The 20,208-nt window shown below is 36.1% G+C and carries 20 protein-coding genes; 14 read left to right on the forward strand and 6 right to left on the reverse strand.

Features of this window, described 5'->3' with window-relative positions:
* Positions 1 to 59: 59 nt before the first annotated feature.
* Together MMF97_RS02325 and MMF97_RS02330 are read left to right on the forward strand one after the other, a co-directional pair.
* Complete coding sequence (locus tag MMF97_RS02325) at positions 60 to 1,286, forward strand: Glu/Leu/Phe/Val dehydrogenase dimerization domain-containing protein (protein WP_243358555.1); 1,227 nt, start codon at positions 60 to 62, stop codon at positions 1,284 to 1,286.
* A 1-nt stretch (position 1,287) separates the two neighbouring features.
* Positions 1,288 to 2,388: a mechanosensitive ion channel family protein gene (locus tag MMF97_RS02330; protein WP_243358556.1), complete on the forward strand. Its 1,101-nt coding sequence runs from the start codon at positions 1,288 to 1,290 to the stop codon at positions 2,386 to 2,388.
* 60 nt (positions 2,389 to 2,448) lie between these two features.
* On the opposite strand, the gene MMF97_RS02335 is transcribed toward MMF97_RS02330, so the two are convergent.
* The 3 genes from MMF97_RS02335 to MMF97_RS02345 all read right to left on the reverse strand — a co-directional run bounded on the left by MMF97_RS02335 (position 2,449) and on the right by MMF97_RS02345 (position 5,855).
* Positions 2,449 to 3,108 carry a phosphatidylserine decarboxylase family protein gene (locus MMF97_RS02335; protein WP_243358573.1) on the reverse strand — a complete coding sequence of 220 codons (660 nt, stop codon included), beginning with the start codon at positions 3,106 to 3,108 and terminating at the stop codon, positions 2,449 to 2,451.
* Between the two features lie 61 nt (positions 3,109 to 3,169).
* A complete protein-coding gene (gene hpt / locus MMF97_RS02340) occupies positions 3,170 to 3,706 on the reverse strand; it encodes a hypoxanthine phosphoribosyltransferase (protein ID WP_243358574.1) in 537 nt (178 codons plus the stop codon).
* A complete protein-coding gene (locus tag MMF97_RS02345) occupies positions 3,699 to 5,855 on the reverse strand; it encodes a transglycosylase domain-containing protein (RefSeq protein WP_243358583.1) in 2,157 nt (718 codons plus the stop codon). Before MMF97_RS02345 ends, hpt begins: the two co-directional genes overlap by 8 nt.
* A gap of 118 nt (positions 5,856 to 5,973) precedes the next feature.
* Between MMF97_RS02345 and MMF97_RS02350 the strand changes: the two genes are divergently transcribed.
* From MMF97_RS02350 to MMF97_RS02380, 7 genes are all read left to right on the forward strand, one after another.
* Positions 5,974 to 7,038 carry an Mrp/NBP35 family ATP-binding protein gene (locus MMF97_RS02350; RefSeq protein ID WP_243361148.1) on the forward strand — a complete coding sequence of 355 codons (1,065 nt, stop codon included), beginning with the start codon at positions 5,974 to 5,976 and terminating at the stop codon, positions 7,036 to 7,038.
* Positions 7,039 to 7,088: 50 nt separating this feature from the next.
* Positions 7,089 to 7,334, forward strand: coding sequence for a NifU family protein (locus tag MMF97_RS02355; protein WP_243358585.1), 246 nt, complete (start codon positions 7,089 to 7,091; stop codon positions 7,332 to 7,334).
* Positions 7,335 to 7,412: 78 nt separating this feature from the next.
* The gene (locus tag MMF97_RS02360; RefSeq protein WP_243358587.1) at positions 7,413 to 8,054 is read left to right on the forward strand and encodes a carboxypeptidase-like regulatory domain-containing protein; all 642 of its coding nucleotides are present in this window, start codon (positions 7,413 to 7,415) and stop codon (positions 8,052 to 8,054) included.
* 166 nt (positions 8,055 to 8,220) lie between these two features.
* Positions 8,221 to 10,320, forward strand: a complete 2,100-nt coding sequence (locus MMF97_RS02365) for a family 10 glycosylhydrolase (RefSeq protein WP_243358626.1) — start codon at positions 8,221 to 8,223, stop codon at positions 10,318 to 10,320.
* A 221-nt stretch (positions 10,321 to 10,541) separates the two neighbouring features.
* Positions 10,542 to 11,105: an RNA polymerase sigma factor gene (locus tag MMF97_RS02370; protein ID WP_243358634.1), complete on the forward strand. Its 564-nt coding sequence runs from the start codon at positions 10,542 to 10,544 to the stop codon at positions 11,103 to 11,105.
* Complete coding sequence (locus tag MMF97_RS02375) at positions 11,095 to 11,859, forward strand: HEAT repeat domain-containing protein (RefSeq protein ID WP_243358636.1); 765 nt, start codon at positions 11,095 to 11,097, stop codon at positions 11,857 to 11,859. Before MMF97_RS02370 ends, MMF97_RS02375 begins: the two co-directional genes overlap by 11 nt.
* A 20-nt stretch (positions 11,860 to 11,879) precedes the next feature.
* Positions 11,880 to 12,809: a DUF4097 family beta strand repeat-containing protein gene (locus tag MMF97_RS02380; protein WP_243358638.1), complete on the forward strand. Its 930-nt coding sequence runs from the start codon at positions 11,880 to 11,882 to the stop codon at positions 12,807 to 12,809.
* A gap of 70 nt (positions 12,810 to 12,879) precedes the next feature.
* Here MMF97_RS02380 and def read toward each other — a convergent pair whose 3' ends face one another.
* The 3 genes from def to MMF97_RS02395 form a co-directional block, all read right to left on the reverse strand.
* A complete protein-coding gene (def, locus tag MMF97_RS02385; RefSeq protein ID WP_243358641.1) occupies positions 12,880 to 13,437 on the reverse strand; it encodes a peptide deformylase in 558 nt (185 codons plus the stop codon).
* 80 nt (positions 13,438 to 13,517) lie between these two features.
* Positions 13,518 to 14,744 (reverse strand): M16 family metallopeptidase, encoded by a 1,227-nt coding sequence (locus tag MMF97_RS02390; protein ID WP_243358643.1) that lies wholly within the window; start codon positions 14,742 to 14,744, stop codon positions 13,518 to 13,520.
* Positions 14,744 to 15,190: a hypothetical protein gene (locus tag MMF97_RS02395; RefSeq protein WP_243358644.1), complete on the reverse strand. Its 447-nt coding sequence runs from the start codon at positions 15,188 to 15,190 to the stop codon at positions 14,744 to 14,746. The genes MMF97_RS02390 and MMF97_RS02395 overlap by 1 nt, the downstream gene beginning before the upstream one ends.
* A 141-nt stretch (positions 15,191 to 15,331) precedes the next feature.
* Here MMF97_RS02395 and htpG point away from each other — a divergent pair, with 141 nt between their 5' ends.
* The 5 genes from htpG to MMF97_RS02420 all read left to right on the forward strand — a co-directional run bounded on the left by htpG (position 15,332) and on the right by MMF97_RS02420 (position 20,207).
* Positions 15,332 to 17,218 (forward strand): molecular chaperone HtpG, encoded by a 1,887-nt coding sequence (gene htpG, locus MMF97_RS02400; protein WP_243358652.1) that lies wholly within the window; start codon positions 15,332 to 15,334, stop codon positions 17,216 to 17,218.
* Positions 17,219 to 17,308: 90 nt separating this feature from the next.
* Positions 17,309 to 18,544 (forward strand): metallophosphoesterase, encoded by a 1,236-nt coding sequence (locus MMF97_RS02405; protein ID WP_243358662.1) that lies wholly within the window; start codon positions 17,309 to 17,311, stop codon positions 18,542 to 18,544.
* A gap of 61 nt (positions 18,545 to 18,605) precedes the next feature.
* A complete protein-coding gene (locus MMF97_RS02410) occupies positions 18,606 to 19,307 on the forward strand; it encodes a DUF4397 domain-containing protein (RefSeq protein ID WP_243358671.1) in 702 nt (233 codons plus the stop codon).
* A gap of 15 nt (positions 19,308 to 19,322) precedes the next feature.
* Complete coding sequence (locus MMF97_RS02415; RefSeq protein ID WP_317228593.1) at positions 19,323 to 19,931, forward strand: TlpA family protein disulfide reductase; 609 nt, start codon at positions 19,323 to 19,325, stop codon at positions 19,929 to 19,931.
* 21 nt (positions 19,932 to 19,952) lie between these two features.
* Positions 19,953 to 20,207, forward strand: a complete 255-nt coding sequence (locus MMF97_RS02420; RefSeq protein ID WP_243358673.1) for a hypothetical protein — start codon at positions 19,953 to 19,955, stop codon at positions 20,205 to 20,207.
* Position 20,208: the final 1 nt, after the last annotated feature.

A 20,208-nucleotide genomic window follows, 5' to 3' on the forward strand; every position in this document is an offset into this window, starting at 1 on the left:
GATTATTTCGTGGAGGTTTTTTTGTTTATATCTTTGCAAAACATCAAATATAAGCACACATGAAAGACCTGTTAAAAAAATATGAGCAAAAACAACCCGAAGTTGTTTTTGAATGGAAGGATAGCGAATCTGAAGCCGAAGGTTGGGTAGTAATCAACTCCCTAAGAGGCGGCGCAGCCGGCGGAGGTACACGTATGCGCAAAGGACTGGATAAACGTGAAGTTGAGTCTTTAGCCAAAACCATGGAAGTAAAGTTTACTGTTTCAGGCCCTCCTATTGGCGGAGCCAAATCGGGTATAAACTTTGATCCTGCCGATCCGCGTAAAAAAGACGTCTTAAAACGCTGGTATAAAGCCGTAATGCCTTTACTTAAAAATTATTATGGCACTGGTGGTGATCTAAATGTAGACGAAATACATGAGGTAATTCCTATTACCGAAAGTTATGGCCTATGGCATCCACAAGAAGGGGTAATTAACGGGCATTACCAGGCACGCGAAAATGAGCGTATCCATCAGATAGGGCAATTACGTTATGGTGTATCAAAAGTATTGGAAGATCCGACTTATACTCCTGATATCAAACGTAAATATAAAGTTGCCGATATGATTACCGGTTATGGGGTAGCACAGTCTATTAAGCACTTTTACAATATCTGGGGTGGCAACTTACAGGGGAAAAAAGCAATTATACAAGGTTGGGGTAACGTAGCTGCCGCAGCAGGATATTATCTTGCTCAAAATGGTGTAAAAATTGTTGGCATTATAGATCGCGTAGGTGGCGTATTAAATCCCGAAGGTTTTTCTTATGAAGAAATTCAGGCATTATTTAACAATCGCCAGAACAATACTTTAGTTGCCGATAATTTAATAAGTTTTGCTGAAGCAAATGAAAAAATATGGGGCATGGGCGCACAGATCTTTGTTCCGGCAGCAGCATCTCGTTTAGTTAAACAAAACGAGGTTGACCAAATGGTAGCGAGCGGTCTTGAAGTTATAGCCTGCGGAGCAAATGTTCCTTTTGCAGATCCTGAGATATTTTTTGGCCCGATAATGGAATATACCGACAATCATGTGGCTGTTATACCTGATTTTATAGCAAACTGTGGTATGGCCAGAGTATTTGCATATTTAATGCAAAGAGATGTAGAGATGAGTGACGACGCTATTTTCAGTGATGCTTCTAAAGTTATTTATGACGCTTTGGTAGCCGTTCATCAGTTATCGGATAGCAACGTAAAACTTTCGAGCAGGGCTTTTGAAATTGCATTAAAACAATTGGTTTAAAATGACGAGCAATTTTTTTGAACAGATTTTTTGGGGTAATACAATTAAGCAATATTGCATTTTTGCTACGATCTTAATTTTAGGGATTCTTTTTAAAAGATTAGTATCTCGTACAATTAGTCGTTTACTCTTTAAATTGTTCGATAAATTTGCAGACAATCATCATAACCAGACATTTGTTGATTTACTGCTAAAACCTTTTGAGTTTTTTATCACACTCACCACTTGTTATTTAGCAGTAAATCAACTTTCCCATCCTCTGCAAGTGGCAATGTTCCACTATAAAAACACTGTTGATAAAGTTAAAGTAAATGCAACTTTTACAATTGGTGAGTTTCTAGATAAGGTTTTCTTATTCCTGATTATTCTTTCTGTATTCTGGATTATCTTGAGAATAATCGATTTTATAGCTGTTGTTCTTTTAAATCGTGCTTTAAAAACCAATGACAAGGCAGATGTACAATTGGTTCCTTTCTTAAAAGAGCTTTTAAAGTTTATTGTGGCTTTTATTGGCTTTTTTGTGTTATTGGGTTATGTTTTTGAGGTAAATGCCGTAAGCTTGATAACCGGTTTGGGTATTGGCGGTATTGCCATTGCTATGGCAGCCAAAGAAAGCTTAGAAAATCTTTTAGGTTCTTTTCTGATTTTTATGGATAAACCTTTTACCGTAGGTGATGTGGTTAAAGTAAATGGAGTTGAAGGGGCAATTGAAAAAGTAGGTTTCAGAAGTACCATTATAAGAAGTACGGATAAAACAACTATTGTTATCCCTAACCGGTCAATGATAAGTGGTGCTTTAGAGAACTTAACACGTCGTAATTTTAGGCGGGTAAAATTTAGTATAGGCTTAAATTACAAAACACCAAACCAGAGCATAAAAAATATTATAACACAAATAACCGATTATCTTAAACAACATCCCAAGATTACAGATCCTGCTGTAAACTTTGAAGGGTTTGGAGATACAGCCTTAAATATTCAAATTCTCTTCTTAGTAAGTGATTTAGCGTTTAATGATTTTGTAAGTGTAAAACAGGATGTCAACTTTAAGATAATTGACATTGTGAAAGCAAATGAAGCAGATTTCACTTTCCCTGTATAAGAAAGAATATTGTTGAAACAGGAAATAGCCTCAAATATCAAAAAGAATAGGATTAAGTTTTTAGCTTAGCTCTCCTAATACGGTTATACCTCCCTTAACTACCTGATTAAGCTCTAAATTTACTTTAGTACCTAAAGGAAGGAAAATATCTACCCTTGAACCAAATTTGATAAAGCCAAACTGCTCGGTTTGTACTACTTTATCTCCTTCTTTTACGTACCAAACTATACGACGTGCCAAAGCACCTGCAATTTGCCTGAATAAAACCGGAGCTCCGTTTTTATGCTCTACCACAACGGTTGTACGTTCATTCTCTGTGCTTGATTTTGGATTCCATGCTGCCAGATATTTACCCGGGTGATATTTAAAGAATTTAACTACTCCTGAAATAGGGTTTCGGTTGATATGTACATTTACCGGCGACATAAAAATAGACACCTGTAATCTCTTATCTTTAAAATATTCATCTTCCTGCGTTTCTTCTATTACCACAACCTTACCATCGGCGGGGCAGATAATGAGGTTTTCGCCACGTGTAAAAGTACGCTTAGGATTCCTGAAAAATTGTAGAATAATAACGAACAAGGCAAATGAAAAGATGTAGATAAACCACCTCAGCCAAGCGATATCTGCAAAACGATATTCAACAATAGCATTGATAATAAAAATAAATAAAATGCTTAAAGCAATGCTCGTATATCCTTCTTTATGTATAGTCATTTATCCCGTTCTTTATTTTTTTACAAATCTCGCAAAAAAAATGAATTTACAGCAAAAAGAGCTAAACCGCTCTGTAAATATCTTTCAGGTTTCTGCCCAGACCATCAAAATCTAAACCGTAACCGACCACAAAGGCTGGAGGAATTTCAAAAGCAATGTAGGTAAGTGGATCTATTTTTTCTTTGAGCGCATCGGGCTTAAACAGCAGGGTACAGGTAGCAACAGAAGCCGGCTTATGTTCTTTAACTTTATTTACAAGATTATTTATGGTAAATCCAGTATCTACAATATCTTCAACTAAAATAACATGCCTGTTTTGCAGGTTGGTTGGCAGGGCAAAAGACTGCCTAAGTGTTCCTGTACTCTCTTGTCCTTTATACGAAGAAACCTTAATGAATTCGATTTCGCAGGGAATATTAATTTCTTTAATTAGATCTGCCAGAAACAGGAAACCGCCATTCAAGACTCCTACAAAGACAGGTATCTTATTTTCATAATCTAAATTAAGCTGTACGGCTAGCAATCTAATTCGCTTTGCAATGGCATCTGCATCCAGAAAAAGTTCAAATGCTTTTTGGTGTATCTCTATTCTATCCATTTCCGTTCTCTTTCTGCCTTCTTCGTTCTTCTCTCCGTTCCTGTCGCATTTGTTTCTTTGTTTTAGGTGTATCTATACGAACCGGCTGAGTTTTAACTGTTGAGGTATCTTTTTTTGATCCGCCAAACAATTTATCAAATAAACTTTTTGCCTGATCCTGCATGCCTTTTGGCGGCATCAGGTCATCATCATCTCCACTTATAGCATTAGTATCAATAGCAACGGTATCAGGTGCCAGATATTTACGTAAACCTTCTCTCAGTCTCACATCATAAAATCCGTAAGCAGAAGAATCTGGCATAGCTAATCCTCGTCTAGCCATGGTACCTCCAATAAACTTAAAGTAGGGAATAAGATAAGGTTTTAGGCTGCCATCGCTCATAAATTTAAATAAAGCCACTTTGGGTTTAGGAACAATATTGGCCAGAAATATACCTTCTCCCAAACTCAGCTCAGCAGGTGTTTTTCCAAAATAATATCTTGAAGCCTCTCCTATTCCATATACATTATTACCCATCTCTATGATGTTAAAATAAACTTCAAGCATGCGCTGTTTACTAACCAGTTTGTTATTTTCTATCAACCATACAATCAGAATTTCTTCTGCTTTACGGGCTAAGGTCTTTTTACGGCTCAAAAAAACATTCTTAACCAGTTGCATGGATATGGTACTCCCTCCTCTTTTAAATTTCTTTTCTTTAAAATTTACAGCAATAGAATTTCTGATTGACTGCTCAACAAAACCGTTATGTCTGAAAAACGAAGGATCTTCTGAGGTTAGTAAAGCATTTTTAAAATTAGGCGATATGGCATCTAATCTGGTAAAGTTAGGATTTGAAGGGCCTATCATAATGTCACGCATGGGTTTGCCATATTCATAAGGCGTATAGATAAAATCATGATTGATCTTCTGTAGATCTGTTTTACCCCACTTTAAAATCTTGAAATTAGTGGGTGTTAAAGCTGAACTAAATCTTACGCTGTCAGGCATCGAAGAATCAAGGTAAAAATCTAAGTTATATCTCAATCTACCTTGTACTTTCATCCCTTCCAGAGATTCGAAAAGTCCCTGAGGAAATGCATCCAAAATCTGTTGAGCGTCCTGCTCCTCTGCATTGAGCTTCATCTCATAGATTTTATGAGGAGATAAAGTATATTTTAAATACGGATGTATTGTGGCATTTTGCAGGAATACGGTAGAAGAACTGTCCAGACATAGAAAGTTATCTCCCACAATCATATCTGCTTCAATCTTTGCATCAGGAACAATGATATCTCCATCAGATATACGCTTTTGGTTAATCAACAGGTTTTTAATGCTCCACGAACCAGATATTTTGTAATCGCCTCCACTAAATCCTGCTTGTTTCATCTCTGTTCTTACCGTATCGAAATTGATTTTAGTATGAAGTTTATTTTCAAGATAAGGCAGTTCTACTTTCTTGTCTTCAGCAAATAACATCACATTAAGTTTCCTGCTACCCGGATTCAATTTTCCATTTACATGCCAGGTTGCAGCTGTATCATTTACCAGTATTGTAGAACTGAGCTTTCCATCTTCAATTGTTGCACTTTTAGTCAAAAATTTTACGCCGGCTGTATCATTATCATTAAGCCTCATCATAAAATTATTGATCTTCATGTTATCAGGTATTTTATAGAGTACCTGATTAAGCAAATTACTGGCAATATCACTTAAAGCAAGTTTGTGAGTACTTACACTGTCTTTCTTTTTCCGTTTTAAAAAGAAGTCGATGTTTGTTAAAGTATCACGCATTACAACAGTAAAATCTCCATTATTCAGATTTATCTCCGATAATTTGACTTTACCAAATATTAACGGAAAAATTTTAACCCCAACCGTAATATCCTGTATGTTAGCCAGTGTGTCTCTGTCTTTAGGCACCACGCTGATATTGGTCATGTGAACAGCACTCAGTCCACTAAATCCTGCTTTTCCAATCTTTAAATCAACACCATAATCATGATCTGCCTTTTCTATAGCTTTAGCTATTGCCTTTTTGAGAAAAGCATCCCGTTTGTTGTAAGCTATTACACCTCCTGTACCCAATAAAACCAGTATTATTGTTAAAACCCAGGTCGCGATCTTTATATATTTTTTAGGGATGTTGATTTTTGACAGTTGCATAAACAATTTAAGATTACTGCTTTAACAAACGGTTGATATGAATGTTTATTTCGTGTTAAAAATACAACAAAATGCCCGATTGAAAATACTTTATGCGCATGTTTTATTAATTTTGGGCATGATAATAACCGAAGAGAACATTCTGGCAGCCTTACGCAATGTTGAAGACCCCGATTTAAAAAAAGATCTGGTTACACTTAACATGATCAAGGATGTTAAGATCAATGATAAAAATATTGCTTTTACCTTAGAGCTTACCACACCTGCGTGTCCGTTAAAGGATATGCTAAAAAATGCCTGTGTTAATGCCATCAAGCACTTTGTTGCTGCTGATGCTATAATAGATATCAACATTACCTCACGCGTAAGTAAGCCTGTTGATACCAGTCAACTTAAAGCTATAAAGAACATTATTCTGGTCTCATCTGGTAAAGGGGGGGTAGGGAAATCTACTGTAGCCAGTAATCTGGCTATTACTTTGGCCAAAAATGGAGCAAAAGTAGGCTTGATAGATGCGGATATTTACGGACCCTCTGTACCTACCATGTTTAATCTAGTAGGTGCAAAACCTTCGGCAAAAGAAACTGAAGATGGAAAAACCCTGATCGAGCCAATTGAACAATACGGCATTAAACTACTCTCATTAGGATTTTTTGCAGACCCAGACCAACCGGTGCCATGGCGCGGTCCAATGGCTTCTAATGCTATAAAACAACTTTTTAATGATGCCGATTGGGGAGCATTAGATTATCTTTTAGTGGATCTCCCTCCGGGAACAGGAGATATACATATCACCATTTGTCAGACTTTCCCTATTGCCGGAGCAGTGATTGTTACTACTCCGCAGCAGGTTGCTTTAGCCGATACCCGCAAAGGATTAGCTATGTTTAAAATGCCGGGCATTGATATCCCTGTTTTAGGCGTAATTGAAAACATGGCTTATTTTATCCCAGAAGAATTACCCGAAAATAAATATTACATATTTGGCAAAGACGGAGGAAAAATGCTCGCCGAACAGTTTGACGTACCATTTTTAGGTGAAATACCATTGGTACAAGGTATCAGCACCTCAGGTGATAATGGTCGTCCAATAAGCTTAGAAGATAATAACCCACAGTCTTTTGCCTTTAATGAAATTGCCGGAAAAGTAGCTCAGCAAATTTCTATTAATAACATTAAATAGACTTTCTTTTGCCATATTTTTATTATTTTTAAATTTTAAATAACGACGAAATGGATTTAAGAGCACAAGTTGAGCAAGCTTTAGAAACGATTAGACCTTACTTAATTGCTGATGGGGGGAATGTTGCCATTGAAGAAATTACTCCTGATAATATTGTAAAAGTTAAATTATTGGGTAATTGTGGTTCATGCAAAATGAGTTTTATGACTATGAAAGCAGGCATAGAACAGGCTATTATTAAAGAAGTACCCGAAATTAAAGGGGTAGTAGCTATCGATTTAGCCGAACAGGCTTAATTTTAACACATTTTAACCTTCATATTTTGCCAACCATACTATTTTTGTAATGCTAATACTTAAAAAGTAGCAACTTAAATGAGATATATATTAACCATATTGTTGTTCTGTGTTATTGGTAATGTTTTTGCCCAGGACCAGAAACAGCCTAATAAGTTAGTTCAGTTTTCTGGTATTGTTACCGATGCTGACAGCAATATGGTTGTTCCTTATGTTACCATTACCAATCTGAGTAAGAATAACCAAAAATATGCGGCCAATTATCAGGGCTATTTCTCTTTTGTAGTGAATCCGGGTGACACTTTATTATTTTCGGCTGTAGGCTTTACCAGTAAAAAATTAGTCTTACCTCAAATCATCGCTGATAATAAGTACACCACAATGGTGCAAATAAAATCAGAGGTAATTTCTCTGCAAACGGTGAGAGTATACCCATGGGCTACAACAGAGGAATTTACCCGTGACTTTTTATCTTTAAAAATAGCTGATGACGATATGGCTATTGCTAAGAAAAATCTATCTAAACAGAGCATCAATGGCATGTTATTAACACTTCCACGTGATGCCCAGGAAATAAGCAATAGTAATTACCGTTACAATTTTGATCGAATGGTAAATGCCAATATGCGTCAGACTAATCCTTTACTTAATCCCTTTGCCTGGGGCAAGCTTATGCAGGAAATCTTTAAAGGTGATAAGGCACGAAGTACAGATCAATAAATCTTAAGTTTTTTCTTTATTTATCTATTTTTCTTAATCACAAGCAGTTAAGTCATGTAACAATATTGCTATGCAATAATTTTACATGCGTTTTGTTGCGGGCAAATGCGGCTTTAATGAGGTTTTATTTTATCTTTAATTAAAACTTAACCTAAACAACCCGCGTATGAAAAGAATTTTACTCATCGCAGCTATCATTTTGCTGCAAATTCCTGCATTTAGCCAAAATCCAAAACGAGAATTAAGAGCCGTTTGGCTAACTACACACTTGAGTTTAGACTGGCCAAGTATGACAGCGACACCGACAAGCCAGCAGGCTGCGCTGAAAACAATCTTGGATAACCTGCAAGCTCTTAGAATTAATACCATCTATTTTCAGGTAAGGGGAGTTGGAGATGCTTTCTATCCAAGCACATTAGTTCCTTGGTCTAACCGTTTAACAGGTGCAAACAATTATGGTGTAAACCCTGGTTGGGATCCTTTGGCTTTTGCTATAGATGAGTGTCATAAAAGAGGAATGGAAATTCATGCATGGCTAAATCCTTTCAGAGCGGCCACAGATGCAACCCTGATTTCAAAATACAGCTCTACACACAAAGCTGTAACAAATCCTGAATGGCTTTTAGATCAGACCGGTTCTTCACCACTTATCAAATATTTTAATCCCGGAATACAAGCTGTTAGAGATCACATCACAGACGTTATTGAAGAACTTGTTACTAATTATGACATAGATGGAATACACTTCGATGATTATTTTTACAACTCTGGACTAGGAACTCAGGACCAAACCCAATACAATGCCGATAAACGCGGATTTGCCAATATTAATGACTGGAGAAGAGATAATATTACCTTATTGATTACTCAGATAGGAACAAAAATCAAGTCTATAAAACCCTGGGTAAAATTTGGGATTTCACCTTCAGGCATTTACAGAAACTTCACTGTACCAGGTTCAAGCCCCGCTATCACGACAACTGGATCAGAACATTATAACGTACAATTTATCGACACAAAAAAATGGATGGAAGACGGATTAATTGATTACCTGACCCCTCAGGTGTACTGGGCATTCAGTCAAACATTAGCCAATGCCAAATTCAATTATGTAACTGATAACTGGAACAGCATGAATTTTACCCGCCATCTTTTTATTGGATTGGCTACTTACAAAACCAAAGATGGAAGTGGTACTGCATATACTGAAGATGAAATTAAGAATCAAATAGATTATTTAAAGAATAATGCGCCTAATGTTTTGGGAGTTGCTCATTTCAGAGCCGCCTTTGCGGTTACTTCTAATACAGTCACTAAAAACACCATGGAATATATACGGGATAATCAATACAGTTCGCCAGCCTTAATTCCAGTAATGACCTGGATTGACAATACAGCACCTGCCGAACCAACCGCTCTAACATCTGTCTTAGAAAGTGGCAAAACAAAGTTAAGTTGGACAGCACCTGCCAGTACTATTGATAAAATGCAGGAAGTGGTAAGATATGCCATTTATCGTTCTACCAGTTCAATTATTGATTTTAACAATTCTGCTAATTTAATTGCTATTATTCCAAGCACAGAAACATCTTATACAGATACTAAAGTAACACCAGGAGCAGGAACTTCATATTACTATGCTGTACGTTCTTTGGATAGATTAAGTAATGAAAGTCTATCGAGTAACACTGTAGCCGATCCTGCTACATTACCTGTTAAACTCATAGATTTTACAGCAAAAGCTAATGGTAACCGTATAAAGATTGAATGGACAACTACCAATGAAGCTAACAGCGATTATTTTTTGATTGAGAAGGCCGGTCCTGAAGGTGCATTCAGTCTTGTTGACAAAAAACCATCTTCTGCTCTTAATTATTCAGAAGTTAAACACTATTTTACTTGGGATAATGCTCCTCTCAGCGGAATCAATTATTACAGGTTGACACAATTTGACAAAAACGGAATTTCGTCAAAGCCAGAAATTACAAGTGCTCATTTCAACGAACTGATTGTAATTAGTGCAAAAGCTTTTCCAAACCCGACTAATAACCACATCAATTTTAGTTTAGCTAATTTTAACGGAAAATCTGTAAAAACCAAGTTAATCAATCTTTATGGTCAGACCATACATGAAGAAGAATTCAGTACTGTTTCAGGTAGCAGCGATTATCGTTTAGGCCTTAAAGACAAGCTACCAAGAGGGCAATATATATTAAGTATATCCGATATTGGTTTCCAACAGAAAATTAAAATAATTGTTCTTTAATCAAAGGGCCGGAGTTAATTCCGGCCTTTTTCTTTTTAGCAGATTTATTTCCTGCTTACCTATCTAAAAACAAGATATCTTTAGTTTTTAAAAAAATATTACAGCTCCCATGCAACAAAAGTTGAGCAAGCCCGACTATCCTATAGTTTAACTTAACAGATAGGTTTGTACAGAACAAGAACAGTATCTTTACTAAACCAAAGAACAAATAAAATATAACGTTGCATCTAAGTCTATCATTAAATGAGAGCGAACTGATACGTCAGTGTTTAGCCGGAGAAGAAAAAGGCTATACATTGCTGTACCAGAAATATGCCAAGCGCATTTACAACTCAATATACCGCGTTGTAAACAATGCAGCTGATGCAGAAGATATTTTACAAGATGCTTTTTGTACTGCTTTTGGGCAATTAGATAAATTAAAAAACAGAGATAATTTTGAAGGATGGCTAAAAAGAATTGCCATTAATCAATCTATATCAGTTTTAAGAAAAAACAAAATGGTTTTTGCTGAAGACGACCTTTTTGAGAAGATAGCGGATGAAGAATTTGATATGACTGAAGAAATGCTGTTTCAATGCCGTGTAGAAGATATTAAACAAGCTATACAGACTTTGCCAGACGGGTACAGAACCATTATATCTCTGCATTTATTTGAAGATGTTTCACAGGAAGATATTGCAAAGATGCTTGAAATAAGCCATAATACGGTACGTAGTCAATACCACAGGGCGAAGAAAAAGATATTTATGTTACTTAAAGATAAAGCTTATTATGGAACATGATTTTTTAAAAAAATATATTCAACAAAACAGGGATGCTTTTGATGATCAAGAATTGCCTTCTCAGGCGTTCAGTCAGATCATGGGTAAGGTAAAGAAAGAAACCGTTCAGTCAAAGCGTGCTTTTTTAAGACCTTGGTTAGCCATAGCCTGTTCACTTTTCATTGTTATAGGAGCTTTCTTATTTATGAATAAACAGGAAAAACCTGAGCAAGCTCTAACAATAGCAGGTATAAAACCAACCGCAAGCCTTGTAGATGAAAATCATGACAATCTTAAAGGAGCAGAGGAGAACGGCTATGTTGCTAAAACTGTAAAGACCTTGGCTAAACACTCCATAGCTAATCATAAAACATATGATAAGACCGAAATACAACAAATCTACCACGAGCTCAACGATAGCACATCTGTGGCAACCCGGTTAAGTGCATTGTTAAAAGCAAATACCTTACATACGATCAGTAAAGAATTAAAGGTTGCGCTTTGCAGAACTTTTAACCATGATGAAAACGATAACGTAAGACTTGCTGCTTTAAATATATTATCGAAAATTAAAGATGACAGCTATATCAATGAAAATCTTAAGCAAAGTCTTACTCTGCAAACAGATCCTTTTATACAGATTGAACTGGTAAAGATCATGGGCGACAGTAAAGAAAAGGAAACCGATCAAAAGCTAATGGAAATGGCCAGCAACCCGGCAACAATAGAGGTTGTAAAAGAACAAGTGTATTATGCTTTATTAACCAAACAATAACTCTTTATAAATAACACATTATGAAAAAACTTTTTTTAATTGTAGCTATATGCTTTGCAACAGCTCTACATGTTTTAGCTCAAAAAGAATTTAAAGTAGCAAAAACAAATGGTAAGCTCATTATAAACAATCTTTCAAACTTAACAATTGAAGGATATGAAGGCAAGGAAATCATTTTTACAATTCTTGGAAAGAAAGAAACATCAGATCCGAGGGCTCAAGGTTTATCAGCACTAAGTAGTGTGGGTTTTGATAATACTGGAGTAGGTTTAAGCCTCAAAGAAAATGGTCAAAACACTGAGATTTCACCAATAGAAAGCTTTGTAAAATATAAGGTAACCGTAAAAATACCTTATTCTGTAGCCCTTTCTATTAAAACTACTTCAGGAAGCAGTTGGAGCTTGTACCAAAAAGATAAAGATAGTGCCTCTATTGTTATCAGCAATCTAAAAAGCGAGGTAGATGCTTCTCTTCAATATGAGAACATCAAAGTATCTAACATCAAGGGTCCGTTAAGCATTAAAACTTTTCAGGGTAATATCGAGAGCACCTTAACTCCTGATTTTAAAGGCCCTATTTCGTTGATTTCTGCTTATGGTTTTATAGACTTTACCATTCCCCCTGCAGCTAAAGCCGATTTATCTATCAGCACGGCTTATGGAACACTATATGCTCCTAAGGATTTAAATCTCACCATCCAGGAAGAGAAGCAAACACCAGAAAAATCCAGAGAAACAATCACTGCCAATGGAAGTACTATTGTGTTAACAGGCGGTGATGCTAAAACAGCTACTGTTATCAGCGGGAGTGCAACATCTTTATCTAGTAGCAATTTCTCGTTTGCTGGCACAAATCTATCTAATGGCACTAATATTAAAGGCAGCTTAAATGGAGGTGGAGAGAAGATTATTTTAAAATCTTCAAGCGGGAAAATATATGTACGCAAATAAACCAAACACCAAATAAACCACAAAGGCCTGTTAGAATATATTCTAACAGGCCTTTTTCTTAATTGTAGGTTTATCTTTTCTTATTTTGTTTAGGGAATTTCATCTTATAATCTGCTCTTACCTCTCCCTTAGTAATCTTATCTAATTTTGATTTCAAGAGCTGTTTTCTTAACAGGCTTATTTTATCAGTGAAAAGCTTTCCTTCAATATGATCATACTCATGCTGAATTACACGTGCAGCAAATCCTGTTACCGCTTCTTTATGTTCTTCCCAGTTCTCATCAAAGTACTGAATAACAATATTGGGTTTACGCATTACTTCCTCTCTGATATCAGGAATGCTGAGGCATCCTTCAGAAAAGCCCCATGGTTCGCCACTTTCTTCCAATATCTGTGCGTTAACAAATGCTTTTTTGTATTGAGGTTCATCATCTAACTCTCCGGTATCAACCACAAACAGCCTGATAGGCAAACCTACTTGCGGTGCAGCCAAGCCCACCCCACTGGCATTATACATGGTTTCCCACATATTTTCTATCAATTCCTTCAGATTAGGGTAGTTTTTATCAATAGGCTCGCATTTTTTCTTCAAAACCGGATCGCCGTAAGCTACAATGGGTAATTTCATTGGGTGTTTATATTTTCTAATTGTCGAGAGCTACGATGCAAATTTACTAAAAAGTTAACGAATGTTGTCTGGGCAAAAATTTAAGCTGGATTAAATACAAGTGCAGTGAGGTTGTTTTCATCCAAGACATAGTTTGCAATCTGGTTAATTTCTTGGGCCTTAACGGCATTAATCTTATTAAAAACTTCCTCAAGGCTATCTATTTTCTGGTAATCTATCAGACTTTTAGCCATCGCTATAATCAGGCCTATACGGTTTTCTTCTCCTAAAGCAATCTGCCCGATAAATTTATTTTTGGCTTTATGCAATTGTATTTCGGTTAGGGTATGCTCTTTAAGTTTTTTAAATTCTTTAAAGATCAGTTGCTGAGCTTTTCCCACTTTCTCTTTATCGGTTCCAAAGTACAAAGCAAATATGCCCGTATCGCTCAATGGGCTATAATTGGTTTCTATAGTATAGGCAATGCCATATTTTTCGCGTAGCTGCAAATTAAGAATAGAACTCATCCCTGTACCGCCTAACATGTTATTCAGCAATAACAATCCGGCCTTTTGCTGATCATGTAGCGAATAGGCTGGCATACCCAGCATACAGTGAGCCTGTGCAATAGGTTTATTAACCGTTAATTTAACCGGATTATAGGCTAAGGGAGATTTGCGGTCTATTCCTGGAGTATTTTCTGGCACATCGCCATAATACTTTGTACCGCTCTTAATTAATTTGTTAAAAGAATAATTACCCAAAACTGCTATCACAATTTCATTGGTACGGTAATTATTTTTTATAAACTGCTTAATATCCTGTTTATCCAGTTTCTTTACAGTATCTGGTGTACCCAGAATATTTCTGCCCAGACCATGCCCTGCAAAAATCAGGTCTTCAAAATCATCGTTTATCGCTTCTTCCGGCTGATCCAGATAAGAAGAGATTTCATCCAAGATTACTCCTTTTTCTTTCTCCATCTCGTCTTCCGGAAACGTAGAATGAAAAACAATATCATTAAAAAGTTCTAGTGTTCTGTCCAGGTAAGGATTTAAAAACGACGCATGTATACAGGTATATTCTTTAGTGGTATAAGCGTTCAGATCTGCTCCTATACTTTCGAGCCTGTTTAGTATCTGACTCGTATTTCGCTTTTCTGTACGTTTAAAAATTAAATGTTCAATGAAATGCGCCAAGCCCATTTGTGCATCATCTTCATCTCTTGATCCTGCGTTTACAATAATGCAGGCATGAGATATAGCCGATGCGGCAGGAACATGCAATATTCTGATGCCGTTTGATAAAGTATGAACGTTATACTCCACTATAATCTCTCCGTATCTGGAAATGAAAGTTCTAAATCTGCAACCACTTTAGCTTTGGTTGGTTTACATGAGAGCAAGCCCAGTAAACTAATCCCAGCAAAAACCATAAAAATCAGGTTTCCACTTAACATAAAAGCCACAATATTTAAAAAAGCCCCTCCTTCAATCAATGCGCATCTTATGATAAAACCCGACTGGTACTTTACTGTCTTTTGTTCAAAAGTTTCTAACTGTCTTGCTTTCAGTAAAATCCTGCTGAAAAGCGTATTTCCAATAGTTATGCTCAACAAAGCCACCAAAGGAAAAAGTAAAAAATAAGAAGAAGAAGCAGCCATTTGGGTAGTAAATGTAGTTGTACCGCTATATGTAAAATAGGTAGCAAGCGCAAAAAACAATACCGCTAAGCAAAAAGAAAGATGTAAAGTATTCAGGGTTTTTAAATTCATCGCCATTTTTAAGTCAGCAAAGATAGCTAAACTATAGAATTTTAGTTCAAAAGCGCCTTAAAATCTGTCATTTTGACTTAACCATGTAATTGGAACACACCTTGATAAAGGATTGAAAACTAAAAAACTTAATATTTAAATATGGCAACAGAAAAAGGAAGTATTTCAATACACACAGAAAACATTTTCCCAATCATTAAGAAATTCTTGTATTCGGACAATGAAATCTTTTTAAGAGAATTAGTTTCCAATGCGGTTGATGCCGTACAAAAAATAAAACGCCTCGCCTCATTAGGGCAGTTTAACGGTGAAGTTGGCGAACCGCTGGTTGAAGTTAAATTAGATGAAAAAGCCAAAACCATTACCATAAGCGATAATGGTCTAGGTATGACTGCCGAAGAAATCAAAAAATATATTAATCAGGTAGCTTTTTCAGGAGCGAGTGAATTTGTAGAAAAGTTTAAAGATGCTAAAGATGCCAACGAAATCATTGGTAAGTTTGGTTTAGGCTTTTACTCAGCCTTTATGGTTGCTGATCTGGTTGAAATTCAAACTTTATCATATCAGGAAGGTGCAAAACCAGCTAAATGGACCTGCGACGGAAGTACAGAATTTGAAATTAGCGAAGGTAGCAGAACCACTCGCGGTACAGATATCATCCTCCATGTTAATGCCGATAGCGAAGAGTTTTTAAGTGAGCAAAAGCTACAGGAGATCTTAGATAAATATGCTAAGTTCTTACCTGTTCCAATTAAATTCGGCACAAAAACAGAGCAGGTAGAAGATGGCAAAGATGAAGAAGGTAAAACCAAATACACATCTGTTGAAGTTGATAACATTGTAAACACTACGAGTCCTATCTGGACAAAATCACCTGCAGATTTGTCAGATAAAGATTACCTTGATTTTTACAGACAATTATATCCGTTCTCGGATGAGCCTTTATTCTGGATCCATTTAAATGTTGATTATCCATTTAACCTAACCGGAGTATTGTATTTCCCTAAGGTTAAAGAAGATTTTGACATGCAGCGCAACAAGATCAAATTATTTAGCCGCCAGGTATTCATTACCGATGAGGTTAAAGATATTGTTCCTGAGTTCTTGATGTTATTACATGGTGTTATCGATTCTCCTGATATTCCGTTAAATGTATCGAGAAGTTTCTTACAGGCCGATAGCAACGTTAAAAAAATCAATACTTACATTACCAAGAAAGTAGCCGATAAACTGGCTGAACTGTTTAAGGCTGATAGAAAAGCTTACGAAGAAAAATGGAGTGATATAGGTCTTTTCGTAAAATATGGCATGATTACCGAGGAGAAGTTTTATGAAAAAGCTAAAGACTTTGCATTGTTAACCAATACCCAAAACGAGCATTTCACTTTAGAAGATTATAAAGCTAAGGTATCGCCATTGCAGACCGACAAAAATGGCAATGTAGTTTATTTATATACTACTGATACCGATAAACAAGATGGATTTATACAGGCTGCCAACAAAAAAGATTATGATGTGCTGGTAATGAGCCACCCTATCGACGGGCATTTTGTAAGCACTCTTGAACAAAAGCTAGAAAAAACACAGTTAAAACGTGTTGATGCAAGTGTGGCCAACCAGCTTATAGAAAAAGACGAGAAATTAGAATCGGTGCTTTCTGAAGAACAGAGCAACAATGTTAAAACTGTTTTTGAGCAGGCAATCAACAAACCTGGTTATAACGTGGAAGTTGTGGCTTTAAATCCTGATGATGCTCCTGTAACCATTACTATGGATGAGTTTATGCGTCGCATGAAAGATATGGCAAAAATGGGTGGCGGAATGAGTTTTTACGGCAATATGCCTGATAGCTATAAAGTGGCCATTAACGGTAATCACAAATTAATCAATAAAATTTTATCAACCACAGATTCTGCGGAGCAAAGCAAATATGCAAAACAGGCTGTAGACTTGGCATTATTATCGCAGGGAATGCTTACCGGTGCAGAGTTAACAGCTTTTGTTAGCCGTAGCGTTGAGTTGATCTAACATAAAAGGTGTTCTTTATAGTTTTTTCTGAAATCTATCCCAAGTATAGAAATCCGAAAAGTAAAGAACACCTTTTCTTTTTAAAAATATATGAGGCGAAAAAATCTGACTACTCCTCTTGCAATTGTTTCAATAGCATTTCTATTGATCAACTTTTATGTTTTTGGAGGTCTTAGGTTTATAATTTCAAATCCGGTATTTCCTTATCTTTTCTGGGGTTTTGCTGGTATATTGGTAAGCTGTGCTTACCTTGCCACATTACGCATACAAAATAAAGAGCCCGACAGATTTTTTACGGTTACCATACACAGCTTCATTATCTATCTTGCATCAGAAATTCTATTTTCTGTTTTCCTTTTGATCAATGATATTTTAAGTTTTTTCAGGGCGGTACCCTATTATTTTGAAACTTATTCATTCATCATACCTGGTCGCAGTCTCATACTGGTTGAGATGGGAACGGCTCTTTCTGTTTTTCTTTGTCTGTTATTTATATACGGCATACTTTGGGGCAAGTACCAATATCGGGTAATTAAACATGTGTTGTATTTTGATGATTTGCCCAAAGCATTTGAAGGCTTTACCATTACCCAGATCTCAGATATTCATGCAGGCAGCTTTAACAATGCCAGGCAAGTACAAAAGGGTATCAATCTGATCAATAAACAGCATAGTGATCTGTTTGTATTTACGGGCGATCTGGTAAATAACCGGTCAGAAGAAATTGTTCCCTGGATTAATCATTTCTCACAAATCAAAGCAAAATATGGCCAGTTCTCGGTGTTAGGTAATCATGATTATGGCGATTACGTAAAATGGCCAAATGAGGGTGAGAAAGCAAAGAATTTACAACAATTAAAAGATTATCACGCACAAATTGGTTTCAGATTATTGTTAGATGAGCATGTTACGCTTACTAAGGGCACGCAAAAAATCATTCTAGCAGGTATCGAAAACTGGGGTATAGGTTTTGGGCAGCGGGGCGATTTAAATAAATCTCTCGAAAACACACAAGTTGATGATTTTAAGATCCTGCTCTCTCATGATCCTACGCATTGGGAAGAAGAAGTAAAAAACCACTCTTCAAAAATACATTTAACTCTATCAGGTCATACGCATGGCATGCAATTTGGTGTTGAATTCTTTGGAATAAAATGGAGTCCTGTAAGTTTGAGGTACAAACATTGGGCAGGATTAAAGACAGAAAACCAGCGTACCATTAATATTAACCGAGGTTTTGGATTTTTGGGATTTTTAGGAAGAGTTGGTATCTGGCCAGAAATTACTGTCATAGAATTACGTAAAAACAAAATTAAACCGCAATAAATGCGTTTTATTTATGATATTTAAACGGCCTGTTATAAACCGGCCACAAAATTTTATTGTTATGAGAACTCTATCAGGATTAAAATTATTTATCAGCACCATCGTAATTGGTTTGAGCCTAACATCATGTTTGAAAAACAAGAACAGTGATTACCAGCCGGTACAAATTTCAGGTTTAAGCCTTATTAACGCAGTTCCTTCATCTACCAATCTAGATGTTTATGTTGATAATCTGAAAGCAACTAACTTTTCAATAGATTTTTCTTTTGGCACTAAAATAGACTACCTGAATGCTTATTCAGGCAAGCGAAAAATAGATTTAACCAAACAAGGTCTTCAAACTTCATTGGCCTCTACAACAATCACACTTGATCCTCAGATCGGATATTCTTTATTTGCTGTTAATAAAATTGAAACGCCTGAGTTTTTACTTTTAAAGGATGATTTAACCGCTCCTCAAAGTGGAAAAGCTAAAGTAAGATTTGTAAATTTAAGTCCCGATTTAGGTATTGCAAGTCTGGCCATAAATGGCTCTAATGCAAATCTTTTCAGTAATCTGGCCTTTAAACAAGCTTCTGATTATGCAGAAATAACAGCTGGAACTTCTGTTACTTTCGATCTTAAAAACAGTAATGGAACCGTAGAAACACAGTTAAGTCAGGCCCAGATTGAAGCCGGAAAAATTTATACGATTTACGCAAAAGGATTAAAATCTGCCAGCGACAATACACAACTAAGTGTGTCTATATTCAGGCAGAAATAGAAGTACTTATTAGAAATGGAACAAAACACAGCCATTGCAAGCAAGCGATATTTTAACAAGAAAAACATAGTGAATGTTATTTTAATTTCACTCATGCTGCTGATTGCTTTTGTTCCGCCTGTGAAAGCTTATTTTATACAAGGATTGATGCAGATTGGATTATTCTCTCCTGCAGAACAGACCAAGAATGCAACCATCCCTGCTGATCTTTCTAAAATTGTATTTGAAGATACTAAGGGCAACCAAGTAAGCCTCGCCGATTTAAAAGGTAAGATTATTTTTTTAAACTTCTGGGCAACATGGTGCCCTCCATGTATAGCAGAAATGCCTTCTATCAACAAGCTGGCTCAGTTATATAAAGATGATAAGGATATTGTTTTTCTCATGGTTGATGCTGACAGCGATTTTGGCAAGTCGGTTGATTTCATGAATAAAAGACAATATAATCTTCCTGTTTACAAAGCGGTTAGCAGTGTACCCGAAGTTATCTTTGGAGGCTCACTACCCACTACAATTGTACTCGATAAACAAGGCCGTTTATCATTTAAAGAAGTTGGAGCAGCAAATTACAACAGTAAAAAATTCACTAATTTTATAGAGAAGCTAAAAGCTTTAAAAGATTAAATCGCTTCTTATATCTTCATTATGCAACCATTTGATTTAGAACTTAACCAGATTAATTATGCTGTTTTTCCTGAAGGAAATGAAACCTATACCATTTATAAAGAAGGAAAAGAATATATACAAATCCAGAAAGATGAAGGCGAGCAATGGATCAAATTTGATGAAGAGACAGGAACTCCTCTTTTTGAATATGACGAAGAGGTAAATCAACTGGGTAAACTTATTGAGTACTACAAAGAAAATCCTGAAGAGGAAGAAGGTGAAGATGAGCTATAGA

This window comes from Pedobacter montanisoli (genome assembly GCF_022809115.1).
Taxonomy (GTDB): Bacteria; Bacteroidota; Bacteroidia; order Sphingobacteriales; family Sphingobacteriaceae; genus Pedobacter; species Pedobacter montanisoli.